Source organism: Pseudomonadota bacterium (genome assembly GCA_026388275.1).
Lineage (GTDB): Bacteria > Desulfobacterota > Syntrophorhabdia > Syntrophorhabdales > Syntrophorhabdaceae > JAPLKB01.
Genome location: JAPLKB010000060.1, coordinates 1 through 19,441, shown reverse-complemented (window position 1 = coordinate 19,441; position 19,441 = coordinate 1). Strand labels below are relative to the sequence as shown.

General features: G+C 38.8%; 16 protein-coding genes. 9 read left to right on the top strand and 7 right to left on the bottom strand.

Annotated elements, in window-relative coordinates; translation table 11 throughout:
- Positions 1-15: 15 nt before the first annotated feature.
- Genes NT010_14955 through NT010_14945 form a run of 3 tightly spaced genes read right to left on the bottom strand, consistent with a single transcriptional unit; the run spans position 16 to position 2,360 of the window.
- Positions 16-507 carry a hypothetical protein gene (locus tag NT010_14955; GenBank protein ID MCX5807339.1) on the bottom strand — a complete coding sequence of 164 codons (492 nt, stop codon included), beginning with the start codon at positions 505-507 and terminating at the stop codon, positions 16-18.
- Positions 504-1,307 carry a rod shape-determining protein MreC gene (gene mreC, locus NT010_14950; GenBank protein ID MCX5807338.1) on the bottom strand — a complete coding sequence of 268 codons (804 nt, stop codon included), beginning with the start codon at positions 1,305-1,307 and terminating at the stop codon, positions 504-506. Before mreC ends, NT010_14955 begins: the two co-directional genes overlap by 4 nt.
- Positions 1,308-1,319: 12 nt before the next feature.
- A complete protein-coding gene (locus NT010_14945) occupies positions 1,320-2,360 on the bottom strand; it encodes a rod shape-determining protein (GenBank protein ID MCX5807337.1) in 1,041 nt (346 codons plus the stop codon).
- Positions 2,361-2,453: 93 nt separating this feature from the next.
- Here NT010_14945 and NT010_14940 point away from each other — a divergent pair, with 93 nt between their 5' ends.
- The 3 genes from NT010_14940 (at position 2,454) to rsmA (ending at position 5,729) form a co-directional block, all read left to right on the top strand.
- The gene (locus tag NT010_14940; protein MCX5807336.1) at positions 2,454-3,842 is read left to right on the top strand and encodes a SurA N-terminal domain-containing protein; all 1,389 of its coding nucleotides are present in this window, start codon (positions 2,454-2,456) and stop codon (positions 3,840-3,842) included.
- 28 nt (positions 3,843-3,870) lie between these two features.
- The gene (tsaD, locus tag NT010_14935) at positions 3,871-4,866 is read left to right on the top strand and encodes a tRNA (adenosine(37)-N6)-threonylcarbamoyltransferase complex transferase subunit TsaD (protein MCX5807335.1); all 996 of its coding nucleotides are present in this window, start codon (positions 3,871-3,873) and stop codon (positions 4,864-4,866) included.
- An 83-nt stretch (positions 4,867-4,949) separates the two neighbouring features.
- Positions 4,950-5,729 (top strand): 16S rRNA (adenine(1518)-N(6)/adenine(1519)-N(6))-dimethyltransferase RsmA, encoded by a 780-nt coding sequence (gene rsmA / locus NT010_14930; protein MCX5807334.1) that lies wholly within the window; start codon positions 4,950-4,952, stop codon positions 5,727-5,729.
- A 58-nt stretch (positions 5,730-5,787) separates the two neighbouring features.
- On the opposite strand, the gene NT010_14925 is transcribed toward rsmA, so the two are convergent.
- The gene (locus NT010_14925; GenBank protein ID MCX5807333.1) at positions 5,788-7,356 is read right to left on the bottom strand and encodes a glycosyltransferase family 39 protein; all 1,569 of its coding nucleotides are present in this window, start codon (positions 7,354-7,356) and stop codon (positions 5,788-5,790) included.
- A gap of 949 nt (positions 7,357-8,305) precedes the next feature.
- On the opposite strand from NT010_14925, the gene NT010_14920 reads away from it, so the two are divergent.
- Genes NT010_14920 through NT010_14910 form a run of 3 tightly spaced genes read left to right on the top strand, consistent with a single transcriptional unit; the run spans position 8,306 to position 10,934 of the window.
- Positions 8,306-9,301 (top strand): 2-hydroxyacyl-CoA dehydratase, encoded by a 996-nt coding sequence (locus NT010_14920; protein ID MCX5807332.1) that lies wholly within the window; start codon positions 8,306-8,308, stop codon positions 9,299-9,301.
- Positions 9,302-9,346: 45 nt separating this feature from the next.
- Positions 9,347-9,565, top strand: coding sequence for a DUF4911 domain-containing protein (locus NT010_14915; protein ID MCX5807331.1), 219 nt, complete (start codon positions 9,347-9,349; stop codon positions 9,563-9,565).
- On the top strand, positions 9,558-10,934 hold the full coding sequence (locus tag NT010_14910) for a TldD/PmbA family protein (GenBank protein ID MCX5807330.1): 1,377 nt from the start codon (positions 9,558-9,560) through the stop codon (positions 10,932-10,934). The genes NT010_14915 and NT010_14910 overlap by 8 nt, the downstream gene beginning before the upstream one ends.
- Positions 10,935-11,003: 69 nt before the next feature.
- On the opposite strand, the gene NT010_14905 is transcribed toward NT010_14910, so the two are convergent.
- Positions 11,004-12,167: an LL-diaminopimelate aminotransferase gene (locus tag NT010_14905; protein ID MCX5807329.1), complete on the bottom strand. Its 1,164-nt coding sequence runs from the start codon at positions 12,165-12,167 to the stop codon at positions 11,004-11,006.
- 330 nt (positions 12,168-12,497) lie between these two features.
- On the opposite strand from NT010_14905, the gene NT010_14900 reads away from it, so the two are divergent.
- Positions 12,498-12,791 (top strand): hypothetical protein, encoded by a 294-nt coding sequence (locus NT010_14900; GenBank protein MCX5807328.1) that lies wholly within the window; start codon positions 12,498-12,500, stop codon positions 12,789-12,791.
- Positions 12,792-13,041: 250 nt separating this feature from the next.
- On the opposite strand, the gene NT010_14895 is transcribed toward NT010_14900, so the two are convergent.
- On the bottom strand, positions 13,042-13,341 hold the full coding sequence (locus NT010_14895; GenBank protein ID MCX5807327.1) for a hypothetical protein: 300 nt from the start codon (positions 13,339-13,341) through the stop codon (positions 13,042-13,044).
- Positions 13,342-13,584: 243 nt separating this feature from the next.
- Between NT010_14895 and NT010_14890 the strand changes: the two genes are divergently transcribed.
- Positions 13,585-15,501 (top strand): ATP-binding cassette domain-containing protein, encoded by a 1,917-nt coding sequence (locus tag NT010_14890; protein MCX5807326.1) that lies wholly within the window; start codon positions 13,585-13,587, stop codon positions 15,499-15,501.
- Positions 15,502-15,543: 42 nt separating this feature from the next.
- Here the strand turns inward: NT010_14890 and NT010_14885 are convergent, their stop codons facing one another.
- Complete coding sequence (locus NT010_14885; protein ID MCX5807325.1) at positions 15,544-17,199, bottom strand: AMP-binding protein; 1,656 nt, start codon at positions 17,197-17,199, stop codon at positions 15,544-15,546.
- 937 nt (positions 17,200-18,136) lie between these two features.
- Between NT010_14885 and NT010_14880 the strand changes: the two genes are divergently transcribed.
- Positions 18,137-18,874, top strand: a complete 738-nt coding sequence (locus NT010_14880) for a ParB/RepB/Spo0J family partition protein (protein ID MCX5807324.1) — start codon at positions 18,137-18,139, stop codon at positions 18,872-18,874.
- The last annotated feature ends 567 nt before the right edge of the window (positions 18,875-19,441 follow it).

The window sequence follows — 19,441 nt, the reverse complement described above, 5'->3', positions numbered from 1 at the left end:
GGATCCTCTTTTACTCTATTCTCTGCTGAGAAACTTCATATTTAAAGATTCTATCAATGAGAAAATAAAAATTGAAACGAAACCTGTGAATATAGCGTTTGGAATTATATAAAATATTACATTTAAAATATTGCTTGTTTCACCTTTGGAGAGGATCGATAATACCAGAAACAAAAAAGATTCAATAATCGTTGAACCGCCGCAGATATAAGAGAAACTGTATTTAGAATCAATATAGAGTTTGCTTTTTAAAAAAGTTGCCAGAAGAAATATCGAGAGTTTTGTGAAAATAATAGAACCATTCGGTGCATTTGAAAGTATTTCCTGAAACAGGCTGACAAAAAGGGTTGCAATAAGTCCCGGCAAAGGACCTAAAAAAAAAGTTGTATAAATAATAAAAGGAATACCAAGATCAGGTTTAAAAAACTCAACTGGAAAAAAAGAGATAATAGAAGATTCAATTATTAATAAGATTATTGCTATTATTGTATATACTGATATTTTCATCGTTTTTTTATTATCAGTACTTCATCAAGACTTTTAAAATTATTGAAAGGCATAACATCTATATCTGCAAATATTCCAGGTTTATTTCTGTTTACAGTAATTATGATGCCGGTTTGAAGTCCTTTAGGGTAGATGCTGTCTTTCCCTGAAGTTATTAGCCTGTCGCCGATGGCTGCTTCATCATTTTTCAAAATATATTTCAACTTAAGTGTAGTCTGCCCGGTTCCTTCAAGAATTCCTCTTGAATTTTTTCCTTCTATATAAACGTCAACTGAGGAATTGGTATCATTAACTATCATAACCTTTGAATGCCATTTATTGACTTCTACTGCCTGTCCTACGAGTCCTTTTGGAGTAACGATGGGCATCTTCTCAGCTACACCGGAATCTCTCCCCTTATCAATAATAATGCATCTGAACCAGTTCTTTAAGTCCTCTCCTATAACTCTTGCGGCTATCATTTTATTGGGATTCTGTTCGGCAAGATGCAAAATTGATTTCAATCTTTTGTTTTCTTTTTCCAGCTCAGAAATTTTTTGATTCTCAAGTTGTAATATGCCGAGCTTATTTTTTAATTCGGAATTCTCTTTTTTTGCGTCTAAAAGGTTTACATATGTTTCAAAAAGGTATTTTACAAGATTTGCCGGTTTGCCGATTAATTTTAAAGTAGGACCTACAATTTCACCAGTGTTGTATTTCACTTTTGCATATGCATTTACAAAAAAAGATGTATTTGTAAAGATAAAAAATGAAAATACAAGCACCAATACAGCAGTGATTATTATAATAGAGGTTTTCAATTCTCCACTGTTTTAAAAGTATGTTGCAATCTCTTTAAGAAGGTCCACTTCATCAAGCGCCTTGCCTGTGCCTTCAACAACAGCGGTAAGCGGATTCTCTGCAATAATGACAGGGAGTCTCGTTACCTCTTTAATTAAAAGGTCGAGGTTTCTTAACAGTGCGCCCCCTCCACTGATTACAATGCCTTTATCCACGATATCTGAGGCAAGTTCCGGTGGAGTTCTTTCAAGAGCTATTCTTACAGCCTCTACTATGGCATTTACAGGTTCGGCTATTGCCTCTCTGATCTCTTTTGATGAGATTTCTAAGGTTTTAGGTATTCCTCCAACCAGATCTCTTCCTTTTATCTCTATAGTAAGCTCCTCGCCATCAGGATCCGGATATGCAGAGCCGATATTTATTTTAATTAATTCTGCAGTCCTCTCTCCAATAAGAAGATTGTATTTTCTCTTGATGTATTGGATTATTGCCTCGTCAATTTTATCACCTGCGACTCTTACCGAATTACAGTATACTATGCCGGCAAGACTTATTACTGCAACCTCTGTAGTGCCGCCACCAATGTCAACTATCATATTGCCGCTTGGTTCTGTTATGGGCAATCCCACACCGATAGCTGCTGCCATAGGTTCTTCTATCAAGTAAACTTCCCTTGCACCGGCTGATTCGGCTGATTCTTTGACTGCCCTTTTTTCAACAGGAGTAATGCCTGATGGCACGGATATAACAATTCTTGGTCTTGCATATGATTTTTTGTTATGTATTTTTTGAATAAAATATTTAAGCATTGCTTCAGTTATTTCAAAATCGGCAATAACACCGTCTTTAAGAGGCCTTATAGCAACAATGTTGCCCGGAGTTTTTCCAAGCATTTTCTTTGCTTCTTCGCCTACTGCGATTACCTTCTTTGTTCCTTTTAAGTCTCTATGAACAGCTACAACCGAAGGCTCATTTGATACAATGCCTCTTCCTTTAACGTATACAAGTGTATTTGCGGTACCAAGATCTATAGCCAAATCTTTCGAAAAAAAGCCGAAAAATGTTTCGAGCATTGTTTGCCCCTTTTTTATTTTAATGATTAAAGATGTTGAAAAACCAGATTTATTATACTATTTTAGATCATTAAAATCAATAGAGGAGTGAACATGCTTAGATTTATGAGAAAGTATGCAACGGGTTGGTTAGTCAAGGGATTATTTGGAGTAATTATTATAGTCTTTATTTTCTGGGGAGTAGGTTCTTTCAGGGATAGAGAGAAGGTTATAGCAGAAGTTGGACCGTATAAAATATCTTATGAGGAATATCAGGAGGCATACAAAAATATATTTAATACTTACCGACTTATGTATAAAGATAAACTTGATGAAAATTTATTGAAAGAACTTAAAATAAAAGAAAAGGTAATGGATGAGATTATCAATAGACACCTCCTTCTTTTAAAAGCAAAGGATATGGGCATAAAAGTTTCTGATGTGGAATTTGATGAGTATATAAGGAATATAAATGCCTTTAAAAGGGATGGTAAATTCAGTCAAACATTCTACGTAGAAATTTTGAAAAGAAGTGGTATGGACCCTAAAAAGTTTGAAGAGTCCGAAAAAACAACCCTTACTTTAATGAAAATTACCAATATAATCAGTGATAACGGAATATTTTTTGACGAAGCAGACTTTTGGGCAAGTTATGTAAAAGAAAAGGGCATGGTCAATATGTCTTATATTCAATTCGATCCTTCAGATTATAAAAACAAAGTGGATGTGGATGAGAAAGAGCTTCAATCCCTTTATGAGAAAGAAAAAGGGGCATTTAAAGGTGAAAACGTTTACCAATTGAAATATATCGTGATTGACGAAAAAAGTACTGTTAAGGATGATACTGTTTATATGGATTTGTTAAAATTTAGTGATATTGATGCTTATGGGAAAAAAAATAGTCTGGATGTTATAGATACCGGGTCATTGAAAGAGAGTGAACTTTATAAAAAATTTAAAGATATTAAGATAGAAGAATGGATTAAGGGTTTGAAGAAAGGGGATATATCATTACCGGTAAGAGGTAAATCAAAATCATATATATTTAAACTCATCGCAATAGAAGAGGGAAAGCCCTTTGATAAGGCTGTTATTATGAAAGAACTTAGAGAAAAGATTGTATTGGAAAAGGCAAAGGTGTTCGCAAAAGCAAATGCAGAGGAAGCAATAAGTAAAAAGGCTTTTAGCTCAAAGAATGAAACAGGTTTTATTAATAGAAACAATGTCAACATTCCTAAAATAGGCCCCATACCAGTAGAGAACATTGGTGTTATGACTCTCTCAAAAGATCATATAATGTATGAAAAACCAATTGAAATATCAGGTAAATACTATGTCTTTGCATTTAAGGACGAAAAGGTTCCTGACCGACAGGAATGGGAAAAAAATAAAAAAAATTATTCAAATTATATTGTGGTAAATAAAAAGACGGAATACTTGAAATCTTTTATAGAAGATTTAAAAAAGAAAGAAAAAATTAAAATTAACTGGAAAGATTTTTAAAGACCTTTAGGGATAATTGTAATCCATTATGATAATACTCGGCATAGACACTTCCTGCGATGATACTTCAATTGCATTATTAAAGGATGGGGAAGAAATACTTTCAAATATTGTATCAAGCCAGGTCGATATTCATAAACTTTTTGGCGGCGTTGTCCCTGAAATTGCTTCGAGAAAGCATATTGAATTAATAGATATTATTTTTCGTAATGCAATGGAAGAAGCAAACATTACAGCAAAAGATATTGATATTATTTGTGTAACCTCAGGTCCAGGACTGATTGGCTCTGTCCTTGCGGGTTTGTGTTTTGCAAAAGGACTTTCACTTTCTTTAGATAAGCCGCTTATTGCTGTTAACCATGTAGAAGCTCATGCAATGAGCATTTTTCTTGAGAAAGAAGCATATTTTCCATATATAGCCCTTGTTGTTTCAGGCGGCCATACAATTATTCTGATGCTGGAAGATTATTGCATATATAAAGTGATCGGCAGCACAAGAGACGATGCAGCAGGCGAAGCTTTTGATAAGATCGCAAAATACCTTGGCATGGGCTATCCGGGCGGGAAAGCAATAGAGGATATTTCAAAAAAAGGAAACAGGGAATATGTTCAGTTCCCGAGACCGATGATAGATAGTAATGACTATGATTTCAGCTTTAGTGGTTTGAAAACTTCTTTTCTGAACTATGCAAAAAAAGGTGGTATAACCGATGAAAATATATCTGATGTTCTTGCATCATTTCAGGAAGCAATCTGTGATGTCCTTTCGCATAAAGCAATTAAAGCAGCGAAGGATTTCAATATAAAAAGGATAATTTTGGGCGGTGGGGTTGCCGCAAACAATAGATTGAGAGAAATATTCATTGAAAAAGGAGAGAAAGAACAGTTTGATGTGATGTTCTCATCGCCCCATCTCTGCACTGATAACGGCGCCATGGTTGCAATTACAGGATACCATTATTTTGAAAGAGGAATTACTTCAGAGCTTGATACTAAGGCATTTTCGAGGATGAAGATGTTCTAACTTCAACCGCAGCCCAAATGATTTAAATTTATTCAGGCAGTTTTTAATTTGCGCTAAGCTTATAATCATTATGTTTGTTAATTATGCTGAAAAAAAGCCTTTCACAAAATCTTATTAAAGATAAAAACCTCCTCCGTAAGATAGTTCATTCGGCAAATATTACTAAAGAGGATATTGTTGTCGAAATCGGTGCAGGTCAAGGGGATCTTTCCGCGCAAATTGCAGAAAAATCAGGTTTTTTATATACGATTGAGCTTGATACATCATTTGCCGGTTATCTTGATTTAATTGAGAAACAATATAGTAATGTTAAAGTAATTTATGGTGATTGCCTGAAGATTCCGCTGGCGCAGTTCAGGAAAGAGAAAAATCTCAAAATAGTGGCGAATATCCCTTATAAAATTACCGGACCAATAATATTTAAAATTCTCAGAGAAAGATCGGTTGTTGATAGTGCTTTTTTAACAGTTCAAAAAGAAATAGCACAGAGGATCGTAAGCAATTCTCATTGCAAAACTTATGGAGCGCCCTCTGTAAATTGTCAGATTTTTGCTGACGTTAAAATGCTGTTCTTAATTAAATCAGGGATGTTCGTCCCGCCCCCTAAAGTGGATAGCGCTTTACTCTCTATAATATTGAAGGAAAGTGAAAAAGAAAATGATGATGAGATGATTGAATTTGTAAGGAATTGTTTCCAAAATAAAAGAAAACAATTGAAAAATTCATTTATAAAGCGTTATGGAGAAAAGAAAACAGAGACCCTGTATGCTTTCATGGGTTTTCCTTATTATGTTCGTGCAGAGGAAATTGAACCATCACAGTTTAAAAAAATGTATTACTTCCTGAAAGATATTGATAATTAGTGTCTGTCCGGAAACCAATAGTCTCTCATCCTGAGTTTTCGGATGGAAACTAATTAGATTATTTCCTTGAGACTGCAAATAAAGCCAGGGGATCATCTTTTCTATCGGGTATTGGTTTTTCTATAATTACAGGATCCATTTTTTCAAGCTGAAAAGTTGGTAGAGCGCTCAGATTGGCGATTATGAAACCGTCAGGGTTTTTGTATATAAACTCACTGACTTCTTTGGGATTATTATAAATTATCAATGGGTTTCGCTTTAAATAAAAGATAAGCGCAGAATCTCCAACCTGATAGATTGCAATTTTATTATCGCTCACATTTTGAAGCCGTGCAGCAGTTTTTTGGGCAAATGGACGTAATGTTCGCTTGCTTTCAGCAGCAGCTATTCCTATTGTAAAGACCCATAACTCAATAATAAAAATGAGTGAAAACAGTATTATGAAACCTTTAAAAGGTTTTTTTCGGGCGAACATGATAAATGAGGATGTTGCGCCGGCAACAGCGAATGCTCCAATCGGAAGTTGTGATATATGTCGGGGAATTCCGATACGAAAGTACGCAAACAGAAGTCCGATCCCGGCAAGTGCAAGGAACATTGAAGTTATCAATGTTGCCGCATGCAATATTTTCTTTTTAAGAGGATCTGTCATATTAAACCAATCAGTTATTGCCTTGCCGGTTATTATGGCCAATGCCGGTAAAATAGGCAGTATGTAGTAGCTTCTCCGTGAACCTGAGCATGTAAAGAATATAAATATTGCAACTGCTATCATTGTAATCCATCGGGAAAACCGGTTATGCTCCCAGTTATTTATTTCAAAAATAGATGCTAAAAGAAGCAATGTCCATGGTGCGGAAAAAAGCGGTATGTATTTAAGATATGTATAAAAAGGTTCAATATGATCGAAAGGACGAAAAAATCGCAGAACATTTTCTCTCCACATGAGTTCTACTGACTGCCAGGAGTGGCTTGAAAGAACCGGGGACAGAAGGAGCCCTGTAAAAAAGACCAGACCTGCAAACAGTCCCAAAAAACCCTTCCAGGAAAATATCCAGTAGAATTCGAAAGAAAAGTCTTCCTTAAAGGCGATGCGCGTAAACCCTTTTTTTCTTAGATTTATCAACAGCTCAACTGTACTGTAAAACCCGATTGAAATGAAAATCACAGCAGGTGCAACAGGTCCTTTGCAAAATGCAGCAATGGCGCCGACAATGTAAAGCAAAGCTATGTATATCAGGCTGCCGTCATAACTGTCTATTAGAAAAATAAAAAATGCCAACCATATCATGAAAAGATTCAGCATTTCGGCAGATGCAGTTCTGGCCCACAAGACAAACATGACGGAAGTCGATAAAAGCATGGCTGATACCATACCGGTCCTGTTATTAAAAAGCCGGCGGCCTATTAAAAAAGTTAATAGAATAACCCCTGTCCCTGAAATTGCACTTGGTATTCTTGCTGATAGCTCAGTTACAACCCCTTTAAATGAAAATGGTAATATTATCCAGTAGCTCAATAAAGGCTTATCAAAATACACGTTTCCGTTGATTGTGGGTAAAAAATAGTTCCCTGACGCAATCATTTCCCTGACAATCTCTGCCCATCGGCCTTCAGATCCCCACAAAGATCTTATTGAGAGCCCTGTAAAAAATAAGATGGTGCTTAACAAAATAAGAACTATTGCTTGTATCCATATATTGTTAAGCCTTTTTTTGCTGAATATGTCGGGATTAATTATATTCACCTTCAATTGTGAAAATATAGCAACATAAGGGATTTGTATGTCAAGCAAAAATATTAAATCTGAAAACGTTTGACAAGAGATACATAAATATTTTACGCTCACACAAAATAATGGCAAACGAAAAAAATTATCAGATTACCAGGGCCAATCTGAGAAATCTGATCAGAATCTTATCTTATATATCCGTAGTCTTTTTTAATGTCAGTACTATCGAAATAATAGTGGCATTTATTTTGCTTGGAGCAGGATGTATAGTTCATTTCATCACTAAAGGAGTGCTTATACGAAATGTTGTAATTTGTAATAACGGGATTTACGGGGTAGTGAGACACCCATATTATATGGGTAATTATTTGATTGATGTCAGTTTTTGTCTTTTAAGCGGCAATCCTTTTTTAGTACTAATATACCCCTTTCTTTTTTTCTGGGTTTATGGACCAACTTTGAGAAAAGAAGAAAAATTTCTTGCTGCAACACATAATGAACCCTATATAGAATACATGCTTGATGTTCCACAGGTATTCCCGGATTCCTACTTCACAAATTATATGCAAGGCATTTTTTCAGGTTTTTCTAAAAGACGTATCAGCCGAAATGAGGTGTCGAGGCTTATGAGGTTTTGGGCTACCGCCTTTTTTATTTGTTTTCTGCATACTTTAAAAAGCATGAATTTACATATTAATTACAAATCTTTTACATTTATACTGTTGGCAGCTGCTTTATATATTGCGTGCATTTTTGTTCGCGGCAAAAGATAAGTATTGCGCAACCTCCTTATGTGCACAGTTCTTCTGAATAAGATATCTTCAAATTATTAAACAGGCCAAAAATGACAAAAAAAAACACAATCGGCTTTACCACCACAATTCCTGTTGAAATTATTTTTGCAGGAGGATTTATTCCTTGCGACCTTAATAATGTTTTTATAACAGGTGAAAACCCCATATATTACATCGAAAGGGCCGAGAAAGACGGGTTTCCTAAAAGCATGTGCAACTGGATAAAAGGAATCTATGGCGTGATTATGGAGGAAGGCATTGAAACCGTAATAACTGTAATGGAAGGTGATTGCAGTAATACACAGGCGCTTGCCGAAATATTGACATATAAGGGAATAAAGGTGATACCTTTTTCTTACCCCTATGACAGAGATGGAAAAGCCCTTAAGAGAGAGATTGAGAAGCTTAAACATGAGCTATCTGTTGAAAAAAAAGAGCTTGTCCGCATTGAGAAGGGGATAAGACAGATAAGGTTGAATCTTGAAGAGATAGACAAGATGACCTGGCAGGAAAAAGTGGTGACAGGTTATGAGAACCATCTTTGGCTTGTAAGGGCTTCCGATATGCTTGGGGATTACAATCAATACAACGATATGGCCAGAGCGTTTATAGAAAATGCAAAGACAAGGAAAAAAAATGATGCAATGAGTATCGGATATATTGGTGTTCCACCTATATTTCTTGATCTGCATGATTTTGTTGAGGAAAATGGTGTACATATAGTTTTGAATGAAACCCAGAGACAGTTTTCATTGCCATATTTTTCAAAGGATGCGGATATAGTAGAAAGATATAGACTTTATACATATCCTTATGGGATTTTTTTCAGGATTGAAGATATTAAAAAAGAAATAAAAAGACGTAAAATCAAAGGAATCATACATTATGTTCAAGCTTTTTGTTACAGGGTTATGGAAGATGTAATTTTAAGAGATGCCCTTGGGGTTCCTTTTATAACAATCGAAGGTGATCTTCCGGCAAAGCTTGATTCAAGGACAAAATTAAGAATAGAAGCCTTTATCGAGATGCTTAAGGAAAGAACTTAATGCAAAAACAAGACAACAGATAGAGTACAATATTACAAAAAAGAAATGGAAAAAACAAAAAAATTAATTATGAACAGGGATGGTATAGGATTTTTTAAGTCGATTCTGGAATCTTATGAAGATATTGGAATCTTTTCTGTCCTGGATGGGAATACGGGACTTATTGAGATTATTTATCCCTCCAATTTTGATAAAGAAATAGGATTTATTATAGAAGACATGTCGAATTACGGGATTTATTTTCAGGAGGTCGTTGATGTTTAATGCTGACAGGATATTAAAAGTACTCATGGAAGGAGACCTGCTTTTTGGAGATATATTTATCGAAGAAAGAAGCTATAATCATTTACATTTCGAATCTTCAAGATTTGAGAAAATTGAAAAGGGTGTTGACAAAGGTGTGGGTATACGCGCAATAAAGCCCTGGAAAACCTTTTTTGCCTCAACCAATGTGCTTAAAGAAGAGGAACTTATTGAAATCGCAAAGGGGCTCAGCAAATTTTCAAATGGAAGACAAGAAGCAAACATTAAGAAAGGTAATTATATTAAGGCTTCCTACCCTTTTTATCCAACTGTTAGCCCTGGAAATGTTGAGTTAAGGGAAAAGCTTGATATGCTTAAACGCATTGATGAAATGGCGAGATCGGAAGAAAAGAGAATAAAACAGGTAAGGGTTATCTACAGAGATACCAGGCAGCAGATAAATATGTATAACAGTGATGGCGGGAACATTGAAGATGAAAGACAACAGGTTGTTCTGAATATACTTGTTGTAGGTGAAAAAAACGGTGATGTTCAAACAGCTTATGATTCAATAGGTGGTTTTTACGGATTTGATTTTTTTACAAATGAAAGGATTGAAAACATTGTGAAAACAACAGTAAAGAGATTGTCCGGTCTTCTTGATGCTGTTGAAGCGCCAATGGGCATAAAAACTGTTGTACTTGCCTCTGAAGCAGGCGGAACCATGATCCACGAAGCAATAGGCCATGGCCTCGAAGCTGACCTTGCCATGGAAGGGCTTTCCTGTTATAAGGATATGCTTGGAAAGAAGATAGCCTCGCCGTTAATAAGTGTTGTTGATGATGCAACGCTCCCCAATATGCGGGGTACCTATGCCTATGATGATGATGGGATTGCCTCTGAAAGAACTATCCTTGTTGAGGACGGGATATTAAAAAATTATCTTTTTGACAGATTTTACGCATTGAAATATGGAAGCAAATCGACCGGAAACGGGAGAAGGGAATCTTTCAGGTTCAAACCTATCCCGAGAATGAGCAACACGATGATTTTATCGGGGAAGGATGATCCTGTACAAATTATCTCATCTGTTGATGACGGGGTATATGTAGTAAAAATGGGCGGTGGGCAGGTGGATACGGTAAGGGGTGATTTTGTTTTTGAAATTCAGGAAGGCTACAAAATTGAAAAAGGCAAAATCGGTGAGATGATCAAAAATGCAACAATGATGGGCAACGGGTTGCAGGTGCTTCAGGAAATAGATAGGGTAGGAAACGATCTTGGTTTTGGAATAGGTACTTGCGGCAAAGACGGGCAGGGCGTTCCCGTATCAGATGCACAACCCACCTTGAGGATACCGGAAATAGTTGTAGGCGGCAAGGAATCTTAACGATAAATATTGTAAGGTACTTGGCTATGAGCAATAGATTGCCGCCGGAATAAACCGGCGGCAATTTCATTATAATTCCAATGATTTTAAACGTTTTATTGCTTCCCGGATTCTATCTTCACCTATTGTGATTGAAATTCTGAAATAACCTTCGCCTTCATCACCGAATCCGTTGCCGGGAGTCACAACTATGCCTGCGTCTTCTAAAAGTTTTTCACAAAAGCTCTCAGATGTATAGCCACGTGGTACTCTTGCCCAAATATAGAACGTTGCCAGAGGGCTTTTTACATCAATCCCGACTGATTTTAGTCCTTCAACGACAAGATCTCTTCTTTTCTGAAAGATAGCTTTAATTTCTTCTACTGATTTCTGGTCTCCTGTAAGCGCTTCGATGGCAGCATATTGAATGGCCTGAAAAACACCTGAATCTATGTTTGTTTTTAATTTGCCGAGGTTGTATATAGCGTCTTTATTGCCGACGGCAAATCCTATTCTCCAGCCTGTCATACAGTATGTTTTTGAAAGTGAATGAAATTCCACCGAATATGTTTTTTCTTTATCAAATTCAAAGATACTTTTCGGATTGTAGCCGTCATAGGCTATTTCACTGTATGCAGCGTCATGACAAATCAGAATATTATATTTTTTCGCAATACCAATTGTCTTTTCGTAAAATGCGTCATCTGCATGTGCCCCTGTAGGGTTATTCGGGTAGTTTATGAACATGATCTTTGCTTTTTGAAGTACATCTTCAGGTATATTGTCATAATCCGGTAGGAAGCCGTTTTCTTCTTTTAGCGGCATTATATAGGGCGTCCCTCCGGCAAGAAGGGTTGTGATTTTATAGACAGGATAACCAGGGGATGGGATTAAAGCAATATCACCATTTTCAAGGTAAGCCCATGGCATATGTGCAATGCCTTCTTTTGAACCTATCAGAGCAACAACCTCGTTTTCAGGATTTAGTTCGACATTAAACCTTTTCTTATACCACTGGGCAACGGCCTTTCTGTATTCCAGCATGCCCTCATAGCTCGGGTATCTATGATTCTTCGGATCGTTAGTGGCTTCAACCATCTTATCAATAATGTATTTTGGTGTTGGAATATCAGGATCGCCGATCCCGAAATCTACTAAATCAATCCCTTTTTTTCGTACCTCTTCCTTCTTTTTATCAATCCTTGCAAACAGATAGGGGGGGATTTTTTCCACCCTTGAAGCTGGTTTTACCATATCTTTAACTCCTCAAAATTTTTTAATCAATTTATGTAAAATTTATTTAGCTTAAAGTAAAGGATTTTTTGGCAAAAACTTACCGGGTTACCCCTTATATCATTTGCCTTTCTTCCTATATTATTAATGCATCCTTAGGCATCAAACAGCACGGCGCTCCTTGACAAATGCGTGATATCTTATATAATTACTATATGTTGAAGAGAAATTGGATAAACGGAGAAATATGAAAAATTCTGGTTTTTATTTATGTGTTGCATTGATCGAGTATCATTCCAACTGGCTGAAATGCTCAAAGCGTTTCTCAGCGAGTTGAAAGGAGGATGTGTTATGAAGGCAGCGATTATTTTTTCAGGTACAGGGCCGATTTTACTCCTCACATCATACGATTCTCTTACCAACCCACAGTTTGTTAAAAAGTTATCTTTAAAAGGAATCAAGAAATTCGTTGCATTTGAAATCCCCGAAGATGAATTAAAAGAAAAGTATGGAACACATTATACCAGCGTCATGGACGATCTTAAGCAAAACGATGACCTGCGTGTCCTTGACTATGATGGACATCATATTTTAAATAAATTTTCTGTAAAAAAGATGACTAAACCCATCTACTACGAGCCTTAGAATATATCGGGCGTTTATGGAAATTGTTGTTTTTGGCCATGGAACTTATTCTACTTGACGGTTTTTACACATGGAGTAAGGTCAACTACCAAAGATACCTGTGAAACGGGGGATGCTGCCCGGGCATATGCGGAGTCGGCTTCGTGGTGTTGGCGAAGCCTGTTGGAGGAAAACAATAAAAAATGAGAATGCGGACAAACCCGATTTACCGTTTAATTAGAGTCTGTCCGCTTTAATTCATTTAATGAAACTATTTAGGCACGCAAAGATATCCACCGCCCAGGAATGAATTCCCGTTTTCATCCTGCGCATTAGGATGATAGCCAATGGCTTTCATTTTATCACCGCATATGTTGTTGCCGGTCGCCTGTAGTGAAGAAGGAGCGGGGCCGAACGCACCAGGACGATCCCATGTTTTGACCTTGTCCCGGCCGATTTGAATCTTTGGTGGAATAGTATCAGGCTTATCGCCAGGGCCCACAACAGGAACTGCAGTACATCCTGCAAATGCCAATAAAAGAAATATTGATAATAAAGTAAGTTTTTTCAATTTATTACCTCCTTTAATTAAATAGGTACTTTACACGGTGCCGCCATTTACCGCAATTCCCCATAATGTTATATATGAATTATAGTATGTAATTTGGTCTTGTCAAGTACATGATATCTAAATAGTTATTAATATCAAACATATAGTGCAACTTGCTTAACAGGTTAATCGAATGAATCATTCTTTGAAGATCAGAAGTGGTAAATTACAACTTTGTCGGTTATACTTAGGCGCGCGGATAATATGGCACTTTTACTCATTAATGATGTTTCACTGAATTTCGGCGGACCGCAGTTGTTGGAAGGCGTTACGCTCCAGATCGAGTCCGGCGAGCGTATCGGTTTGCTGGGCCGCAATGGTTCAGGCAAATCCACTCTTATGAAAATACTGGCAGGTCATATAACCCCGGATTCAGGCGGGATTATTCGAAGCGGTGATGTAAAGACTGCAATGCTGGAACAGGATGTGCCCGATGACCTGCCGGGAACAATCTATGATGTGGTGGCTGCCGGCGGGCAGGAGCATGTGGAACTCCTCAGGGAATACCACGACCTCACTCTGGAGATTACCCGAAGCAGTAACAATGACCTGATGAGAAAACTCGAAAGTGTCCAGCACCGGATAGAGGCTTCTGATGCCTGGTCTTTTCACCAGCAGGTTGAAAGGGTAATTCAAAGGGCTGAACTGGATGAAAATGCCCGGTTCCGGGTTTTGTCTGCCGGTATGAAGCGCCGGGTTTTTCTGGCCAGGGCTCTGGTAAATGATCCTGATCTCCTGCTTCTCGATGAGCCTACAAACCACCTTGATATCAACACCATTCTCTGGCTTGAGGACTTCCTGCTGAATTATGAAAAAACTCTCATGTTTGTGACCCATGACCGGGCCTTTCTCCAGCGTCTGGCAACGCGGATTGTGGAAATAGACAGGGGTCAACTGATATCTTTTAGCTGCAATTACAGGACATACCTTGAACAACGACAGACATTGCTTGATACAGAAGAGAAACAATGGCGTGAATTTGATAAGAAATTATCCAAAGAAGAGACCTGGATAAGGCAAGGAATCAGAGCTCGCCGCACACGCAACGAGGGCAGGGTACGGGCGTTGATGCAGATGCGTCTGGAGCGTTCCTGCAGGCAGGAACAAACTGGTGTCTCCCGGCTTGTAATCCAGGAAGCGGAACGAAGCGGGCAAATAGTTGTGGGTGCAAAGGCAATTTCATTTGCCTGGGATGAAAAAAAGATTGTCAAAAATTTTTCCACTACTGTCATTCGCGGTGATAAGGTAGGTGTAATCGGACCGAATGGTTCAGGCAAAACAACCCTTCTCAGGATACTCCTCGGTGAACTCAAGCCTGAACATGGAGCAGTTCGACTGGGCGCCAATATCAGCGTTGCCTACTTTGATCAGCTCCGCGCGCAGCTTGATGAAAATAAGACTCTAAAGGATAATATCGGCGGGGGCAACGATACGGTTACCATTGGCAACACCAGCAGGCATGTAATAGGATATTTACAGGAATTTCTTTTTTCACCTGAGAGGATCATGTCCCCGGTCAGTTCTCTATCCGGCGGTGAGCGCAACCGCCTGCTTCTGGCGAAACTTTTTGTTATTCCGTCGAATGTGCTTGTGCTTGATGAGCCCACCAATGACCTTGACGCAGAAACTCTGGAACTCCTCGAAGACAGGCTTGTTGAATACAATGGTACTATTCTGCTTGTCAGTCACGATCGTGAGTTTCTCAACAATGTTGTTACATCAACAATAGTCTTTGAGGGTGATGGACGATTAGTGGAGTATGTCGGCGGTTACGATGATTGGCTGAGACAGGGGAAAGTGGCAACAGAGCAATCGAAGCCTGTAACCCAAAAGGAACAGAAACAGAAGAGGGAAAAGCTCCAGAAGGAGAAGGGTAAACTCTCATTTAAAGAGAACCGGGAACTTGAAACGTTGCCTCAAATCATAGAAGTCCTGGAAGAAGAGAAAAAGGGCCTCATGGAAACCCTCAATTCTTCTGAATTTTATGCAAGCCGCGATCTGGGCAAGGTATATGCGGCTAACGACCGTTTAGGCGTGCTGGAAAAGGAACTCGATGAAGCCTACTACCGCTGGGATGAGCTCGAAAACATGGCTGCCGAATTCAGAAACAGTAAGGAATGAAAAAAGAATAAGCAGTGCGCCTGGAAGTAGAATCTGCCTTTTTCACGCTCCATTCATACCAAGTTTTTTTCTGATGTCTTCCTTTAAAACCTTCTTGTCAGCCTTTCCAACATTGGTCAGCGGAATTTTATCAATGAACTCGATTCGTTCAGGTAATTGCATAACTGATGCCCCGGAGTTTCTCAAATAGGCAATGAGTTCCTCAAAGGAAAGCGTTGTTTCTTCTTTAAGATGGATGTAGGCGCATATCCGTTCACCCAATGCCTTGTCAGGCATACCGATGACAGCCACGTCGGCAACATAGGGATGTGAGCTGATCAGCCGCTCAATGCCAACCGCGCTGATTGTTTCACCGCCGCGGAGGATGGTTTCTTTAATTCTGCCCGTAATCATGATAGTGCCGGACCGGTCAATCTTTGCCAGATCCCCGGTCTTGAAGAAGCCGTCCTTTGTAAATGTTATCAGGTTGTCTTCATGAGATTTGAAGTAGCCGGTAAAAATGTTCGGACCTTTTGTGATAAGCTCTCCTTCATGATCAGTCGGGACTTCCTGTCCATCCTGGTCAGTGATTTTAAATTGCGCATAGGGGCAGTCTATTTTGCCTACAGTGGTACAAATTGTCTCTATGTCTGCGTCAAGACGTGTCATAGCGCCTGAGCCTTCAGCTGAACCGAAGGCGTTAACGAATTTGCAGCCGAGCTTATCATAAATGTTCTTAACCATTTCAGGAGTGCTTGGTGCGCCGCCTGCATAAATTTTATTGAGAGAGCTGATATCATATTGTTCAATATTTTCAAGAGTCAACATCCTTTGTACAAGGGCGGGTACAGTGGGGAAAGCCGTTACTTTTTCCCGTTCTATGACCCTGCAAATATCCTGAGCCTCTGTTGAATCAGTGAGCACGTATTTTGCAAAGTTGAAAAAGGCTCCTCCTACGCCGTTATGCATAGCTTGAGCATGGCTGACAGGGGCAGCGGTCAGCACAACGTCATTACTTGTTATCTCCCAGGCCCTTGAATGATACTCAACGCTTGCAATGTAGTCATTGTGAGTCCTGGGAACGGCTTTTGGCAAGCCTGTCGTACCTCCTGTAAGGAGTATTATTGACACTTCCATAGGGTCAGGACGTCTGGCTGCAAGGTTGGCAAAGGATGAGGGCGTCAGCTTTCCTTCATCTATCAGCTTCTCCAAAGGGATAAATGTCTTGTTTCCTTCCTGTGATCTTACTGATATGAGATGTGTGAGTTGTCTGTTTTCCTCGATTACCTGCTGTAAAATAGGCATATAATCGGTATTTTTGTATTGATCAGGACCGATCCATGCTACAGGACGGGTCAGGCTGCAAACATGTTTGATTTCTGCGAGCCCGTGGCGTGCAATAAGAAGGACTGTTATTACTCCTATTTTTTGCAGTGCGTAAAAAGCGATAATATACTCATTCCAGTTTGGAATCTGAAGCAGGACAAAATCCCGTTGTGCTATTCCCAGTTCCATAAAACTCACTGCAAGTTGATCGACCTTTTCACGTAATTGCTCATAGGTAAAACGTGAGGTATCGTCAACAAGACATTCTTTTTGAGGATAGATATCTGTAGCCTTGTCAAACATGTCTCCCCATGTAAGACCCAACCACCATCTGAATTTGTTGTATTTTTCTACATCTTCCGGTCTGTATGGCTCAAATCCTTCTATCGGCATGTGAAACCTCCTTAAGATTTTGAAATGTTATTTTTCATGGTTCGTTTTGTTTTAATATATATTTGTTCAAAAATGAAGTTATATTTAGTTTCCGTCCGTAAAGGGTCCTTTTCCGCCCCGACAGCGTCAATCTACGGTCTTGCTTGTGCGACGTACATTTTGTACGCCTCCGCGCAATCCCTTGGTCTCCTTGCCGGAACGAAAAAAACCTCCTTTCCGATTCGGAAACCGATAGTGTCACATCCGGGGTTTCCGGATGGACGCTATTTAACAGATTAATCTCTATCTTATCCAAGCTTTTTTCATTTTCTTTGCAGAAATTTATTTTCATTGAGTACGGAAAGGAAGTCCTGCCTATTTATAAGGGAGTCTTGTTCGTCATTGTTCTGTATTCTTAGGTAACATCTATCACAACCTGGCATACTTTGCAGAAGATGGGGCAATGGTTTTATTTGCTCTCACAGTAGAATGTGCGCCACGATGTAATTATGTGCATAAAAAAGCCCCTCCGAAGAGGGGCCTAAGGTGTTCTTCCGGGCATTTAACGTTTTGCTTGATTCAATGCTTTAACCATACTCGATGCGTTCTTTACGGAAATCGCAGAGATATGTATTATCGTCCGCTTCTCCCCGCGGTAATAATGTCATTTCTTCAAATTCGATTCCTTCATCTTTAGCGCATCCAAAGTGATACACGCTTTGATTCACATATACGGCAAAGACTCTTCTCTTTAAAACCGATATGTGATCCCTCCAAAATTGTTTTTTGGAGGCCTAACAACCGTACTTTTACTTTGCCCAAAGGCGATGATGGTATAAAGCGACTTTCCGTACCATGCTTGTCCTCGCCTCGCCTAAATTGTCAAAGAACACCTTATTAAGAAGTATAGCTCAAATTTGTAATTTGTCAATTTTGATTTAAATGGGCACATATAAACTTGTATGGTTTTGTTTCATCCTGGGGTTTTGAATCCATCCCGGCAAGGGTAGTTAATGCCATTAATCAAAAGGATGAAATCCTGGCCATTCAGCTTACAGAAAATCTCCAACGGGAAGACTTAAATCCCATAGATCAGGCCAAAGGCATACTTGCATATATTCAGGCAAAACATCCTGACAAAGGGTACAATTTGGATGGGGTTATGAGTGATTTGATGAAAGTCCAGTTTAGACCTGACGACCTACCTGAGGATGTTGTATTCACAGTGAATACAGTTGCTCAAATCTCCGGGAAGTATTATCCTACCTTGTTCCGCACGATATCACTTCTAAAACTGGTTCCTAAAATTCAGGACGTAATTTCCAGTGGAAAACTCCCTGTTTCACAGGGATATCTCTTTGCCGCTAACCTTGGAAGTCCTGACTTTTTTACCATATTTGATGAAATAATGGAGATACCTGTAACCAATGTTAAATTAGAGAAAATGCTTACCGCATACAAAAAAGCCAAACCGAAATCAACATCTAAACCTATGCCTATTAAAAAGAAAGTTGCTGTCTTACAAAATGCAAAATCATACTTTGAGAAAAAGACCGGGATGTATGCGAAATCAGATATTCAGACATTCCTTGATGAACTGCGGGTCTTAGTCTCATTCATAGAAAAGCAGATTGAAACAGCCCCGGAGATTGTATCGGTTAAACAAACAGATAAAAAGCCTGTTCCGCAGGTGTAACAGGGTGTTTTCGGCTAATATAGCTGCAAAACCTTACCCCAAAGTTTGCGGTTGACCTGATGAGAAGATTAGAGAAAATCCTTAAGAGCAAGGATTATTCCAATTCTAAATCAAGGATGCAATGACTTACCCCGTAGCAACCCGCGGGGCAATCAAGGCGGAAAGAAAGAGGAGACGCAGGCGTACGATAGCAGTACATCGAGGATATGATGACGAAGCCAACGATGATAGTGTCTTTATTTAGAATTGGAATTACCTAAAAAATGCGGTTGTTAAGTTCTTATCGGAATAACTCTTTTTAACACCCGCGAGAAGCGCAACTGCGCTGTTTCCTAAAGGCAGGAATTACATAAAGAAGTACTTGCCACTGCCCATTCCTGGACAATTCCTCTTTCACGTACCTATACGTAACAAAATTTATTGACTGTTAGACTGCTAAGGATCATTATTTATTCTGCTTTTTCTTAAAAGAAAAGGAGGAGAAATGACCCGGACAAATCAAAGTTTTATCAGACCAAGCGGCAACTTCGAGGCAGTACGCCAACAATGCAATCCCCGGACTCATAT

Excerpts from the sequence above, each read along its gene's own strand:
- NT010_14955 (MCX5807339.1), bottom strand. The coding sequence starts at position 507 with ATGAAAATATCAGTATATACAATAATAGCAATAATCTTATTAATAATT.
- NT010_14945 (MCX5807337.1), bottom strand. The coding sequence starts at position 2,360 with ATGCTCGAAACATTTTTCGGCTTTTTTTCGAAAGATTTGGCTATAGAT.
- NT010_14940 (MCX5807336.1), top strand. The coding sequence starts at position 2,454 with ATGCTTAGATTTATGAGAAAGTATGCAACGGGTTGGTTAGTCAAGGGA.
- tsaD (MCX5807335.1), top strand. The coding sequence starts at position 3,871 with ATGATAATACTCGGCATAGACACTTCCTGCGATGATACTTCAATTGCA.
- rsmA (MCX5807334.1), top strand. The coding sequence starts at position 4,950 with ATGCTGAAAAAAAGCCTTTCACAAAATCTTATTAAAGATAAAAACCTC.
- NT010_14920 (MCX5807332.1), top strand. The coding sequence starts at position 8,306 with ATGACAAAAAAAAACACAATCGGCTTTACCACCACAATTCCTGTTGAA.
- NT010_14915 (MCX5807331.1), top strand. The coding sequence starts at position 9,347 with ATGGAAAAAACAAAAAAATTAATTATGAACAGGGATGGTATAGGATTT.
- NT010_14910 (MCX5807330.1), top strand. The coding sequence starts at position 9,558 with ATGTTTAATGCTGACAGGATATTAAAAGTACTCATGGAAGGAGACCTG.
- NT010_14905 (MCX5807329.1), bottom strand. The coding sequence starts at position 12,167 with ATGGTAAAACCAGCTTCAAGGGTGGAAAAAATCCCCCCCTATCTGTTT.
- NT010_14900 (MCX5807328.1), top strand. The coding sequence starts at position 12,498 with ATGAAGGCAGCGATTATTTTTTCAGGTACAGGGCCGATTTTACTCCTC.
- NT010_14890 (MCX5807326.1), top strand. The coding sequence starts at position 13,585 with ATGGCACTTTTACTCATTAATGATGTTTCACTGAATTTCGGCGGACCG.
- NT010_14885 (MCX5807325.1), bottom strand. The coding sequence starts at position 17,199 with ATGCCGATAGAAGGATTTGAGCCATACAGACCGGAAGATGTAGAAAAA.